Raw genomic sequence first — 12,892 nt, 5'->3', positions numbered from 1 at the left:
GGCGTGCTCCCGCCGGCAGCAGGCCCAGCAGTCGCCGCAGCGGCCGGCCCGGACGGCCGTACGCCGACCACACGCCCGCCCCCGCCGCCACCACGGCGACCAGCGGAACGCACACCCCCGTCCACACCCACGACGGCCGCAGCACACCGCCCGCGGCGTACAGGGCGGCGGGCGCGGCGACGGCGAGGTAGCCGAGGACGACGCCCGTCCACGCGATGCGCGGGGCTACCGGGGGCGGGCTCGCGACCGCCTCGGTGTCCTCCTCGAAGTCGTCGTCCTCGCCTCCTCCCCCGCCGTCCGTGGCGTCCCGTGCCGCCCGGTGCAGCAGCCACACCGGCAGCGCGAGCAGCAACAGGGGCGGCAGGCCGAGAGGGGCGGGGACGCCGGAGAGCGTGTCGGTGCGGACCAGTTCGGCGCCGTGCGCCAGCAGCCACAGGGCCGCCGCCACGTGCATGGCGCCACCGGGCCCGCTGTCGGGGTAGGGCGAGCTGATCCACAGCAGCATCACGAGCACGGCGAACGACGCCAGCCCGAGACCCGCCGCGAGCGCGCCCCCCAGGAGGCCGCCGACCAGCCCGGGCGAACGGTCGCGCATCCGGGTGAGCAGGGGCGCCGGCGTACGTCGGCGAGCGGTCGTCTCGATCACGACCGCCATGCTCCCAACGACACGCGCTTTACCGGCGTAACAGGCGAACCTTCGCTGTGTCGCTAAAAATACGCTTATGTTCTTTTCCGGACGGAGGCGCGCCCTGTGACCCAGAGCCCTGCCATCCCGCTCCCTCCGCCCAAGGAGCGCCGACGCCTGCGCGAGGCCGCGTCGCTGACGCGGGCTCAGCTGGCCTCCCGGGTGGGCGTCACCAGCGAGACGGTGCGCGGGTGGGAGACCGGCCGCTCCACACCGCGCGGCCGCAAGGGGGAGAAGTACGCGAAGCTGCTCGGCTCGCTCTACGACGAGGCGGAGATGACGCCTGATCAGGACGGCGCCGTCGACTCCGACGAACCGGAACCGGCGCCCGGGGCGGTCCTCTCGCGCCGAGCCGTGCGCGCCCGGCGCAAGACCGCCGCCCCCGACCGCAAACGACCCGCCGCGAAGGACCGGGGCCGCGGCCCCGTCACCGTCCCCGTCCCCGTCCCCGACCGGAGCCGCACCCCCGTCCCGCACGGGCACCGCCTCATCCTCACCGAACGCCCGCGGACGACACCCCCGCGCCGGCCGGACGACGCCATCACCGCCCTGACCCCCGATCAGGCCTTCGACGCGCTGTACGCCTTCTGCGCCCCCGCCCTCGTCCGGCAGACCTATCTGCTGACCGGCCGCCGTGAACTGGCCCGGGAGTCGGTGGAGCGGGCCTTCCAGATCGCCTGGCAGCGCTGGCCCGAGGTGGCCCGGGACCGCGACCCGGCGGGCTGGGTGCGCGCGACGGCGTACGAGTGCGCGCTCTCCCCGTGGCACCGGTTCCGGCCGCGCTTCCGGCACCCCGAGCCGCCGCCGCCCGACGCGTTCGACCGCGCGCTGCTGGATTCCCTGCTGCGGCTCCCGCCGTCCTACCGCCGCACCCTGGTCCTCTACGACGGGGTCGGGCTCGGCCTGCCCGAGACGGCGGCGGAGACGGAGGCGAGCACCCGCGCGGCCGTGAACCGGCTGGCGCACGCGCGCGAGGCGGTCGCCGAGCGGCTGCCGGAGCTGGCGGACCCGGAGACACTGCACTGGCGGCTGGTCGAACTGGCCTCCGTCGAGCGGCTGCGGGCCGCCAAACCGTCGGTCGTGCGCAGGGGCGGGGAACGCCGGGCCCGCTTCTGGACCCGGGCCGCCATCGCCTTCACGGTCGCCCTGATCGGCACGACGGCCCTCACCGTGCGCACGGCCCCGACGCACTACGAGCCGCCAGTCCCCGAAGGGGAGACGGTGCAGGGCGTACCGCCGCGGATGGCGCCGGGGCCGCTGTCGGAGTCGGAGCGGAAGCTGCGGGCGAAACTGCGCAAGGAGGAACAGCGAGGGCCGGACCGGCTGCTGCCCCAGCCGTGGTGACCCCGTCGGCCTCCGGGCGAGGGGCCGTGGATACGGACGGTGGAACCGGCAATGGGATGGGCGGATACGGCGATGGGCCCGCCCCCGTGCAGGGAGCGGGCCCGTCTGTGAGCCGTGGGGCGATGCTCAGCCGGCGAGGATGGCGCGGGCCAGCTTGGCCGTCTCGGTCGGCGTCTTGCCGACCTTGACTCCGGCGGCCTCGAGGGCCTCCTTCTTCGCGGCGGCCGTGCCGGAGGAGCCCGAGACGATGGCGCCGGCGTGGCCCATGGTCTTGCCCTCGGGCGCGGTGAAGCCCGCGACGTAGCCGACGACCGGCTTCTTCACGTTCTCCTTGATGAAGGCCGCGGCCCGCTCCTCGGCGTCGCCGCCGATCTCGCCGATCATGACGATCAGGTCGGTGTCGGGGTCGGCCTCGAACGCGGCGAGGGCGTCGATGTGGGTCGTCCCGATGACCGGGTCGCCACCGATGCCGACGGCGGAGGAGAAGCCGATGTCGCGCAGCTCGTACATCATCTGGTACGTCAGCGTGCCGGACTTCGACACCAGGCCGATGCGGCCCGGCTTGGTGATGTCGCCCGGGATGATGCCGGCGTTGGACTGGCCCGGAGTGATGAGACCGGGGCAGTTCGGGCCGATGATGCGGGTCTTGTTGCCCTTGGACACGGCGTAGGCGTAGAACGCGGCCGAGTCGTGGACGGCGATGCCCTCGGTGATGACGACCGCGAGGGGGATCTCGGCGTCGATGGCCTCGACGACGGCGGCCTTGGCGAAGGCCGGCGGGACGAAGAGGACGGACACGTTGGCGCCCGTCTTCTCGATCGCCTCGGCGACCGTGCCGAACACCGGGATGTCGTTGCCGTCGATGTCGACGGACGTGCCCGCCTTGCGGGGGTTCACGCCACCGACGATGTTCGTGCCGTCGGCCAGCATGAGCTTGGTGTGCTTCATGCCCGTGGCACCGGTCATGCCCTGGACGATGACCTTGCTGTCCTTGTTGAGGAAGATAGCCATGGCTGTTTAGTCCCTCGTCCCTTACTTCGCAGCCGCGAGCTCGGCGGCCTTGTCGGCCGCTCCGTCCATGGTGTCCACGCGCTGAACCAGCGGGTGGTTGGCGTCGGAGAGGATCTTGCGCCCGAGCTCCGCGTTGTTGCCGTCCAGACGGACGACCAGGGGCTTGGTGACGTCCTCGCCCTTGTCCTTGAGCAGCTGCAGCGCCTGGACGATGCCGTTGGCGACCTCGTCACAGGCGGTGATGCCACCGAAGACGTTGACGAAGACGGACTTGACGTCCGGGTCGCCGAGGATGATCTCCAGGCCGTTCGCCATGACGGCGGCGGAGGCGCCGCCACCGATGTCGAGGAAGTTGGCCGGCTTCACGCCGCCGTGCGCCTCACCGGCGTACGCGACGACGTCCAGGGTGCTCATGACGAGACCCGCGCCGTTGCCGATGATGCCGACCTCGCCGTCGAGCTTGACGTAGTTGAGGTTCTTCTCCTTGGCGGCGGCCTCGAGCGGGTTGGCCGCGGCCTTGTCCTGGAGGGCCTCGTGCTCCGGCTGGCGGAACTCGGCGTTCTCGTCCAGGGAGACCTTGCCGTCCAGGGCGATGACCTCACCGGAGGCGACCTTGGCCAGCGGGTTGACCTCGACCAGGAGGGCGTCCTCCTTGATGAAGGTGTCCCACAGCTTGACCAGGACGTTCACGACCTTGTCGGCGACCTCGGCCGGGAACTTGGCGGCCGCGACGATCTCGCGGGCCTTGGCCTCGGTGACACCCTCGTTGGCGTCGATCGGCGTCTTGGCGACGGCCTCCGGACGGGTGGCCGCCACCTCCTCGATCTCCATGCCGCCCTCGACGGACGCGATGGAGAGGAAGGTGCGGTTGGCACGGTCCAGGAGGAAGGAGACGTAGTACTCCTCCACGATCTCCGGGGCCGTCTCGGCGATCATCACCTTGTGGACCGTGTGGCCCTTGATGTCCATGCCGAGGATGTTGGTCGCGTGCTCGACCGCCTCGTCGGCGGTGCCGGCGAGCTTCACGCCGCCCGCCTTGCCACGGCCGCCGACCTTCACCTGGGCCTTGACGACGGACTTGCCACCGAGGCGCTCGGTGGCTGCGCGGGCCGCCTCAGGCGTGTCGATGACTTCACCGGCCAGCACCGGTACATCGTGCTTGGCGAAGAGGTCCCTCGCCTGGTACTCGAACAGGTCCACGCGCTTCCGTCCCTATCAGTGATCTCGCGGTTCGTTGTCTGCGTGGGCGTGCCGCGAGGGCAACGTGACGTCCGCTGTCTGTCACAAGGGAGGCGCACACGGTGTCCGAGCGCGCGGCATGTCCGTCTCGCAGGTTATCGCTGCTTCCGGGGGGCCTCTAAATCGAGGGTCACACCTGAGCGGTGATACCTGTCACATGATGCCGCCCTCTCTGGCACGGCGTGCCGGATGTGAGGAGCGGGTGATGGGCCTCACCGGGATGGGGTTGACCCGGTGAGGCCCGCCGGACACCCCGGAGGGAGCACGAAGGCCCTGTTCAGGGCCCGGCTCCCGGGGCGCCTGGCCGGGCGGCCCCCACCCCAATGGGGGCTGCCCGGCCCATCCACGAGGTTGCGGCCTCGGACCACCGACGGCTTTCGGTCGTCCGGACGTGACGCCTCGTGAAGCACTGGGGGCGGGAGGGGTGCCATGGGGCACCCCGGGCAGGGTCGGCCGGCCGGAGGAGTTCTCCGCCACGAGGCGGGCCTGTGGCGGAAGGCCTCGACGGCCGTCCGTGCTAGCCGGGGAAGAGGGGGATGTCCCGGTAACCGCACCCGGCACCGGCCGGGGAGGCGCCAGAGCCGCCACCGGACACGAGCGCGAGCGGCGCCCAGGGGCTCGGTGTGACGGCGTGCGTCTCGCCGTGACGCGACGAGCCGCTGTCGGCCACGGACCGGTTGCCGAGCACCCCGTCGGGACGGCCACCGGGCGAGTGACCGGCGGCCGGGGCACGTCCCGCGTGCGGCGAGGATCCCGGGTGGCCGGGGTGGCTCAGGTGACCGGGACGGCCGAGATGATCTGCGGGGCGGAGGGGGTGGGCGGGCCTGAGGTGAGCGGGCCTGAGGTGGGCGGGTCTGAGACGGGGGGCGTGGAGGCCGTGGGTCCTCGGACCTGCGGGGGCGGCATGAGCGACATGGGCCTCGTGACCGGCGACCGGGGTGTCCGCTTTCCCGGCCTGTCGCGAGGAGCCGGCTTCATCCGCGGGCACGGCCCCCGAGTCCGGCGCGGATGCTCCGCCCGGCTGGGGGGCGGCCGTGACAGGGGTGGGTGGGGCGGGTGGAGCGGGTGGAGCGGGTGCTCCCGGGAGCTCGACGTCGGGGTCGCCGGGGGGTGGGGGCAGGTCCGGCAGACCCGGCGGGTCCGACAGACCCGGCAGGTACGGCAGACCCGGCAGGTCCGGCAGACCCGGCGGGTACGGCAGCGCGGGTGAGTCGGGCAGCCCGGGCAAGGTGGGCAGGGTAGGCAGCCCCGGCGCGTCCGACAGCCCCGGCGACTCGTTGGGGACCGGGAAGTCGGATACCGCCGGGCGGTCCGAAACCGCCGGGAGACCCGGCACCACCCGCAGCGACGCCGGCCCGGGCAACGACGACGACAGCGGCGCCTCCGCCTGCGCGTCTACCGGCCCCTGGCGCTCGACTCGCGCCACCTCACCGGCTCGCCCCTCCGGCCGCACCCCCACACCGCCCACACCGTTCTCCGCATGGGCCTGCTCCCCCCACAGCAGTCCGATGACGATCAACCCGCCCAGCAGCAGGGCCACTTGGAGCGCACGCCGCCCGGCCGCCGTGCGCAGCGTGCGCAATGCGGCTCCGGGCAAGGCTGCTGACCAGCTCAAGAGGGGAGGCTTCCTCCCGTGCGACGGAAGCGGTACGCCCGGCCGGCACCCCGCGCGGCCGAGCAGGCGCCGATCCTCGCACGGGAGTGCGGAGGTCGCGCAAGCCCTTGCTGTCCGATGGGCCGTCATGTCCCTTTTGCTGCTCCACGTCGGACGACGGCCCATCGACACATCGTCACCCGCCCCCTCACGCGGGGTACTTCACCCAGCGACCGTCACGCCGCATCCGGTATCGGCAACGGCCGCTTCTCGATCGCCGCCGCCATCACCTCCGGGAACAGATCGGGCGTGCAGGCGAACGCCGGCGCCCCCAACGCCGCCAGTGCTGCCGCGTGCTCCCGGTCGTAGGCCGGTGCCCCTTCGTCCGAGAGCGCCAGCAGTGTCACGAACTGCACGCCGGACGCCTTCATCGCGGACACCCGCTTGAGCATCTCGTTGCGTATGCCGCCTTCGTAGAGGTCGCTGATCAGCACGACCACGGTCTCCGCGGGCCGGGTGATCTGCGTCTGGCAGTACGCGAGTGCCCTGTTGATGTCCGTGCCCCCGCCGAGCTGCGTGCCGAACAGCACGTCGACCGGGTCGTCCAGCTGGTCGGTGAGATCGACGACCGCCGTGTCGAAGACGACGAGTCGCGTGGAGATCGTCCGCATCGAGGCGAGCACCGCCCCGAACACCGATGCGTACACAACCGATGCCGCCATGGATCCCGACTGGTCGATACAGAGGATGACCTCCTTCTTGGTGGACTGGGCAGCCCGCCCGAACCCGATGAGCCGCTCCGGCACGATCGTTCGGTACTCGGGCAGGTAGTGCTTGAGGTTGGCCGCGATGGTGCGGTTCCAGTCGATGTCGTGGTGGCGGGGGCGGCTGATCCGGGCGCTGCGGTCGAGGGCGCCGGTGAGGGTGGCCCGGGTGCGGGTGGCGAGCCGCTTCTCCAGGTCTTCGACGACCTTGCGCACGACGGCCCGGGCCGTCTCCTTCGTCGTCTCCGGCATCGCCTTGTTGAGCGACAGCAGCGTGCCGACGAGGTGCACGTCGGCCTCGACCGCCTCCAGCATCTCCGGCTCCAGCAGCAGCGTGGCGAGACCGAGCCGGTCGATGGCGTCGCGCTGCATGACCTGCACGACGGATGAGGGAAAGTACGTCCGGATGTCCCCGAGCCAGCGCGCGACGGACGGCGCCGACGCCCCGAGCCCCGCCGCACGCTCGCGGCCCCCCTGTGACCTGCTGTCCTTCCTGCCGTAGAGCGCGGTGAGCGCTCCGTCCATCGCCGCGTCCCGGCCCGACAGCGCGCAGCCGGTGCCGTCCGCCGCGTCGCCCCCGAGGACGAGCCGCCAGCGCCGCAGCCGCTCCTGTGCCGGGTCCGTCGTCCCGGACGTCATGCCCGCCCTCCCTTACGTGGCCGTTCCCACAGCGGGATCACCGGCACGGTCGTCGACGGCCGCCTTTCCGCCCGGAGCCCGCCCGTCACGGTGGCTTCCGTTTCCGGTGCCGTCGTCCGCTCCCTCAGTGCCTCGGTCGTCATCCCGTCACCCCCGCCAGGTTGTTGTCTTCGGTGTCGTCGTCCATGTCGTCCAGTCCGAGCAGCAGCCGCACGACCGGCAGCACCGCGTCCGCGCGCTCGGTGTCGAAATCGGCCGCGAACCCGGACGTTGCGCCGGCGGCTGTCGCGCCGCCCCCGGTTCGCGGTCCGCGCCGGACCAGTTCGCCGAGGGTCCGGCGCACCCCGGGCTCGTACGCCGAGAACGTCCGCCGCAGCAGGGGCAGTACGTCCGTGAAGGCCTCGGCCGGCACCCCGGTCAGCCACGCGTCGACCAGTGCGAGCAGCCGCTCGTCGTGCACCAGGAGCATGCCGCCCCCGGAACCGCCTCCGACGAAGCCCTCGATCCACGCGGCCGCGTCCGCCGGCGGTGTGCCCGGTGACAGGACGAGTCCCATCAGCAGTGCCGCCTCGTCTGGCGCCAGTTGCCCGTCGTCGAGCAGCAGCCGGACGGCCCGCCCGCGGATGACCCCCGGCACGGTGTCCCGCCCGGACAGCACCCGCAGCACCGACTGCCAACGGCCTCTCAACTGGCCGTGTCCGGCCGCGGGGGCGTCGCCCAGCAGGGCCACGGCCCCGTGCACCGCGTCCACGTGGCCCCGCATCTCCTCGGCGGCGTCCGCGTCGAGCGCGGCGCAGGCCGGGGGAAGTCCGACGAAGACCCGCTCGGCCAGTCCCGCGGCGACGTCCGCCAGGGCTGCGGTGTCCGTGCCGCGCACGTCTCCGTAGCGCAGGGAGCGGACCAGGGCCGGGAGCGCCTGGGCGAGATGGCCGACGTCGGTGTCGAGGGCCGCCCGGTCGGCGAGGACCCGCATCACGGTGGGGAGCGCGTCGGGAAGTCCGGCCAGCAGGCAGCGCTCGGCGAGCCCTGTGACGCCGGCGAGGCCCTCCGCGCCGACGGCGTCCGCCTCCGCCTTGGCGGTCGCCGCGGACAGGACGGTCGTCCCCCACACGCCGGCCTCGGCGACCCGCACGGACAGCTCGGGCTCCCAGCGCAGCCGCCAGGTCTCCCGGAACGTGCCGGTGCTGCCCCGCGATGCGGCCGGTTCGCCCCACGCGATGCCGAGCAGTCGCAGCCGGTGCAGCAGCCTGCTGCGGGCGGTGTCGTTCTCCTTGCGCAGGTCGAGCTCCAGCTCCCGCTCCAGCGCCTCGGGCTTCAGCCGCAGCCGGCGTTGCAGCCGGGTGAGGTCCCGCTGCAACGGCACGGCCGGTGCCGACGGCGGCACCTCCCCCAGCACGTCCCCCACGACCAGCCGGTCCCTGATGAGTGCCAGCGGTACGTCCGAGCCCTCGCACATCACCGCCCGCACGGCGTCGGTCGTCTCGCTCAGGCCGGGCAGCGGACGGCCGCGCATCGCGGCGAGCGTCTCGGCCAGCCGCACCGCCTCGATGACGTGCGCGGAGGAGACGATCCGGTCCTCGGCGCGCAGCAGCCCCGCCACCTTGGTCAGCCACCGCTCCACCGGCCGGTCCGGGGCGCTGAACAGGTGCCCGTACCAGCCCGGTGAGTCGATGCCCGCTCCGTATCCGCTGGTCCGGGCGAGCCGGCGGTGGGTCCACGGCACCCAGGTCATGTCCGCCCTGACCTTGGGCAGCCCCTTCAGCAGCGCCCTGTCGGCGGCGACGGTGGTCTTCTGCCGCAGTGCGGGCACGTGCCAGGCCCCGCAGACCACCGCCACGCCGTCCTCGAACTCCCGCTGCGCGGCCCGCACCTGGAGCCGCATGTACGCCTCCCGGACCAGGTCCCGGTCGTGCCCACCGCTGCCGTAGGTCTCCCGCAGGGCGCCCATGGCCTCCTCCAGCGCGGTGAACGGCGCGAGCGCGTCGCCCTCCCCCGCGCCCCGGTGCTCCACGACGTCCTCCCACCACCGCTCCGGGTCGTCGTAGCCGGCGGCGTCGGCGAGCACGCCGAGCGGATCGATCCGGAGCCCGGCGGGACCGGGACCGGCCTCCCCGTCCGGCGCCGTCTCGGCCGGTGACCGGCGTTCGCCCTCGGTTCCCGCCTCGTCCTCCTGCCTCCCCCAGGCCAGCGTGTGCGTGGCCGGCAGGTCGATGAAGCGGGCCGGGACATGGTGTTCCAGGGCCCAGCGGAGGGCGATCCACTCCGGGGAGAATCCGGCCAGCGGCCAGAACGCCGAGTGGCCGGGCTCGTCCACGGCATGGGCGAGCAGGGCGACCGGCGGCCTCATCTCCTCGTCGGCGGCGAGCGGGATCAGGGCGTCGGCCTCGGGCGGCCCCTCGATCAGCACGACCCGCGGCCGGACCTCCTCCAGCGCCGCCCGCACCGCCCGCGCCGACCCCGGTCCGTGATGCCGCACGCCGAGCAGCACCGGCCCCGCCCCGGCCCCCCGGCCCGCGGTCTGTTCCACACCGGTCACTTCATCCCCCTCCCGTCCCGCACGTCCCCGCCCGATCCCGCGGGCGGCCGCCGTCCCGTCACCCGGGGCCACCGCCCCGCGTTCCTCACACGCTCACCTCGCGGCAGGCCCGGTAGAAGTCCTTCCAGCCGTCCCGCTCGCGGACCACCGTCTCCAGGTACTCCTGCCAGATGACCCGGTCCGCCGCCGGGTCGCGGACCACCGCGCCGAGGATGCCCGCGGCGACGTCGCCCGGCCGCAGCACGCCGTCGCCGAAGTGGGCCGCCAGGGCGAGCCCGTTGGTGACGACGGAGATCGCCTCGGCCGTGGACAGCGTGCCGCTGGGCGACTTGAGCTTCGTCCGCCCGTCGGCGGTGACCCCGTCGCGCAGCTCGCGGAAGACGGTGACGACCCGGCGGATCTCGCTGAGGCCGTCGGGCGCGGCCGGCAGGTCGAGGGAGCGGCCGATCTGGTCGACGCGCCGCGAGACGATGTCGACCTCGGCCTCGGGGCTCTCCGGCAGCGGCAGCACGACCGTGTTGAAGCGGCGGCGCAGGGCGCTGGAGAGGTCGTTGACGCCGCGGTCGCGGTCGTTGGCCGTGGCGATCAGGTTGAATCCGCGGACCGCCTGCACCTCCTGGCCCAGTTCCGGTATCGGCAGCGTCTTCTCCGACAGGATCGTGATGAGCGTGTCCTGCACGTCGGCCGGGATACGCGTCAGTTCCTCGACGCGGGCCGTCATGCCGTCGGCCATGGCGCGCATGACGGGGCTGGGCACGAGGGCGTCGCGGCTGGGGCCGTGGGCGAGCAGCTGCGCGTAGTTCCAGCCGTAGCGGATGGCCTCCTCCGGGGTGCCGGCGGTGCCCTGCACCAGCAGCGTGGAGTCGCCGCTGACCGCCGCGGCCAGGTGCTCGGACACCCAGGTCTTCGCCGTGCCCGGCACGCCGAGCAGGAGCAGGGCACGGTCAGTGGCGAGGGTGGTGACGGCGACCTCGACGAGGCGGCGGGGGCCGACGTACTTGGGACTGATCACCGTGCCGTCCGACAGGGTGCCGCCCAGCAGGTACGTCGCGACGGCCCAGGGCGACAGCTTCCAGCGGGCCGGGCGCGGCCGGTCATCCTGGGCGGCCAGCGCGGCGAGTTCATGGGCGAAGGCGTCCTCGGCGTGCGGTCGCAACGCCTGGGCGGGTCCCGTCTCCCCCGCTTCGACGGACGTCGGCTCCACGGACACGGTCATGGCAAAGTCCCCCTCCAGCTCGGCCGGTTCGGATCTGTCGCCAACGTTGCACCACACCACTGACAATGCGTTCCGACCTGCGGAAATGCCCGGCCGGGTCCGCCGGCTGACCCGATTGTCAGTGGTGGGATCTACCTTCGGTGACATGACTCAGCAGGGGGTGCGCTGGACCGCGGACCAGGTGCTGGCACTTGCGCCTGACGCCGCATCACGCAAAGCGGGAAGCAAACTCGGCGCGGCGGGGCCGTGGTCCGAGGCGGGGAGTTCCGACGAGGGGACGGTGTGGGGGCTGTGCAAGGGCAGCGGGAGCAAGCCGTATCAGACGGTCGTGGACATCGCGGACGCCGCCGGGCCCGCGTACAAGTGCAGTTGCCCGAGCCGCAAGTTCCCGTGCAAGCACGCGCTGGGGCTGCTGCTGCTCTGGGCCGCCGACGACGCGGCGGTGCCGCCGGGGCAGGCCCCGCAGTGGGCCGCGCAGTGGGCGGCGGGGCGGCGCGAGCGCGCCGAGGGGAAGAAGACCGGGGCGGGCTCCGGAGCGCCGTCCGGGTCCGCTGATCCCGAGGCGGCGCGACGGCGGGCGGAGCGCCGGGCCGAACGGGTCTCGGCGGGCGCGGTGGAGCTGGAGCAGCGCCTGGTCGACCTGCTGCGCGGCGGTCTGGCGACCGCTGAGCAGTCGGGGTACGGCCTCTGGGAGGAGACGGCGGCCCGCATGGTCGACGCCCAGGCGCAGGGACTGGCCGGGCGGGTGCGGGAGTTGGGGGCGATACCGTCGACCGGGCCGGGCTGGCCGGTGCGGCTGCTGGAGGAGTGCGCGCTGCTGCATCTCCTGGGGCGGGGCTGGCAGCGCCGCGACCGGCTCCCGGCCGGTCTCGCCGCCACGGTCCGCTCCCGCATCGGCCTCCCGGCCTCCGCGGAGGGCCCGCCGCTGCGCGACCGCTGGCTGGTCCTCGCCCAGTACGACACGACCGACCCGCGCCTGACGACCCGCCGGATATGGCTGCACGGCGCCGCCTCGCACCGCACCGTGCTGCTCCTCTCCTACGGCGCGGCCGGCCGTGCCCCGGAGCTGGCGCTGCCGGTGGGCCTGAGTCTGGAGGCCGAGGTGTCCGCGTACCCGGGGGCCGGGCAACCGCGAGTGGCCCTGGGTGAGCAGTTCACCGCGCCCGCGCCCGCGGCGACCCGCCCTCCGGGGACGACCACGGCCCGGGCGGCGGCCCGTTACGGCGACGCCCTGCGCGAGGACCCGTGGCTGGAGTCCGTCCCGGTGACGCTGGACCGGGTCGTTCCCACGCCGGACGGCGAGTCATGGCAGCTGGCGGACGCCGACGGGGACACGGCGTTGCCGCTCACTCCCGCCGCGCGCTCCCGCCCGGGCCTGTGGCGGCTCGTCGCCCTGTCGGGCGGGGCCCCGGTCAGGGTCTTCGGTGAGTGCGGCCACCAGGGCTTCACGCCGCTGACGGCATGGCCCGATGGCCCGGGCGACGCGGTCGCGCTGTGCTGAGCCGGCGGCAGCGGCCCCGCTCGCTGCCCGTCGGCCCGCCCCACCCATCCCACGGCTCCACGCATCTTTCAGGCATCACGGGACAACCGGTAAGGGCGAGCCTTCAACTACCGGGCGCCCCGCGGAAAGGAAGCTCATGACCAGGACCTCCGCTCCTGTGGACGCGCCCGGCGCGGACGCCTGGGAGGGGCTCGTCACCACGGCGCTGCTGGGCACCGACCGGCGCACCCCGCCGGGTGCCGCACCGGGCCCGGACGCGCCTTTGGCCCTGCTGGACGCGGCAGCCGTGGAGACCGTACGGCGCCGGGCCGGTCTGCGCCCGGCGCGGGCGGCCGAGCGTGCGCAGGCGGCCCCTGAGGACGT

At 73.7% G+C, this 12,892-nt stretch carries 10 protein-coding genes; 3 read left to right on the top strand and 7 right to left on the bottom strand.

What is annotated here, in order from left to right; genetic code table 11:
* Window positions 1-655, bottom strand: a 655-nt coding sequence (locus tag GTY56_RS18300; protein WP_237524914.1) for a cell division protein PerM, incomplete at its 3' end; no start/stop codon positions are given.
* Between the two features lie 96 nt (window positions 656-751).
* On the opposite strand from GTY56_RS18300, the gene GTY56_RS18295 reads away from it, so the two are divergent.
* A complete protein-coding gene (locus tag GTY56_RS18295) occupies window positions 752-2,029 on the top strand; it encodes a helix-turn-helix domain-containing protein (protein ID WP_161366434.1) in 1,278 nt (425 codons plus the stop codon).
* A 126-nt stretch (window positions 2,030-2,155) separates the two neighbouring features.
* Here the strand turns inward: GTY56_RS18295 and sucD are convergent, their stop codons facing one another.
* From sucD to GTY56_RS18265, 6 genes are all read right to left on the bottom strand, one after another.
* Window positions 2,156-3,040 carry a succinate--CoA ligase subunit alpha gene (sucD, locus tag GTY56_RS18290; RefSeq protein WP_062928672.1) on the bottom strand — a complete coding sequence of 295 codons (885 nt, stop codon included), beginning with the start codon at window positions 3,038-3,040 and terminating at the stop codon, window positions 2,156-2,158.
* 21 nt (window positions 3,041-3,061) lie between these two features.
* Window positions 3,062-4,240 carry an ADP-forming succinate--CoA ligase subunit beta gene (gene sucC, locus GTY56_RS18285; protein ID WP_161366433.1) on the bottom strand — a complete coding sequence of 393 codons (1,179 nt, stop codon included), beginning with the start codon at window positions 4,238-4,240 and terminating at the stop codon, window positions 3,062-3,064.
* Window positions 4,241-4,796: 556 nt separating this feature from the next.
* Window positions 4,797-5,894 carry a hypothetical protein gene (locus GTY56_RS18280; RefSeq protein WP_161366432.1) on the bottom strand — a complete coding sequence of 366 codons (1,098 nt, stop codon included), beginning with the start codon at window positions 5,892-5,894 and terminating at the stop codon, window positions 4,797-4,799.
* Between the two features lie 215 nt (window positions 5,895-6,109).
* Entirely contained in the window at window positions 6,110-7,276 is a 1,167-nt protein-coding gene (locus tag GTY56_RS18275; RefSeq protein ID WP_161366431.1) for a VWA domain-containing protein, read from the bottom strand.
* Window positions 7,277-7,415: 139 nt separating this feature from the next.
* Window positions 7,416-9,812, bottom strand: a complete 2,397-nt coding sequence (locus GTY56_RS18270) for a DUF5682 family protein (RefSeq protein WP_161366430.1) — start codon at window positions 9,810-9,812, stop codon at window positions 7,416-7,418.
* Window positions 9,813-9,897: 85 nt separating this feature from the next.
* Window positions 9,898-11,028 (bottom strand): ATP-binding protein, encoded by a 1,131-nt coding sequence (locus GTY56_RS18265; protein ID WP_161366429.1) that lies wholly within the window; start codon window positions 11,026-11,028, stop codon window positions 9,898-9,900.
* 145 nt (window positions 11,029-11,173) lie between these two features.
* On the opposite strand from GTY56_RS18265, the gene GTY56_RS18260 reads away from it, so the two are divergent.
* Both GTY56_RS18260 and GTY56_RS18255 read left to right on the top strand, forming a co-directional pair.
* Window positions 11,174-12,529 (top strand): SWIM zinc finger family protein, encoded by a 1,356-nt coding sequence (locus tag GTY56_RS18260; RefSeq protein ID WP_161366428.1) that lies wholly within the window; start codon window positions 11,174-11,176, stop codon window positions 12,527-12,529.
* Between the two features lie 136 nt (window positions 12,530-12,665).
* Window positions 12,666-12,892: DUF5691 domain-containing protein (locus GTY56_RS18255; protein WP_524540117.1), on the top strand; the 227-nt coding region annotated here is incomplete at its 3' end.

Origin of the sequence: Streptomyces sp. SID5643, assembly GCF_009872555.1 — a bacterium.
Taxonomy (GTDB): domain Bacteria; phylum Actinomycetota; class Actinomycetes; order Streptomycetales; family Streptomycetaceae; genus Streptomyces; species Streptomyces iakyrus.
Note: the sequence above shows the minus strand (reverse complement) of the source record. Positions and strands in the feature narration are given on the sequence as shown.

Excerpts from the sequence above, each read along its gene's own strand:
- GTY56_RS18260 (WP_161366428.1), top strand. The coding sequence starts at position 11,174 with ATGACTCAGCAGGGGGTGCGCTGGACCGCGGACCAGGTGCTGGCACTT.
- sucD (WP_062928672.1), bottom strand. The coding sequence starts at position 3,040 with ATGGCTATCTTCCTCAACAAGGACAGCAAGGTCATCGTCCAGGGCATG.
- GTY56_RS18275 (WP_161366431.1), bottom strand. The coding sequence starts at position 7,276 with ATGACGTCCGGGACGACGGACCCGGCACAGGAGCGGCTGCGGCGCTGG.
- GTY56_RS18265 (WP_161366429.1), bottom strand. The coding sequence starts at position 11,028 with ATGACCGTGTCCGTGGAGCCGACGTCCGTCGAAGCGGGGGAGACGGGA.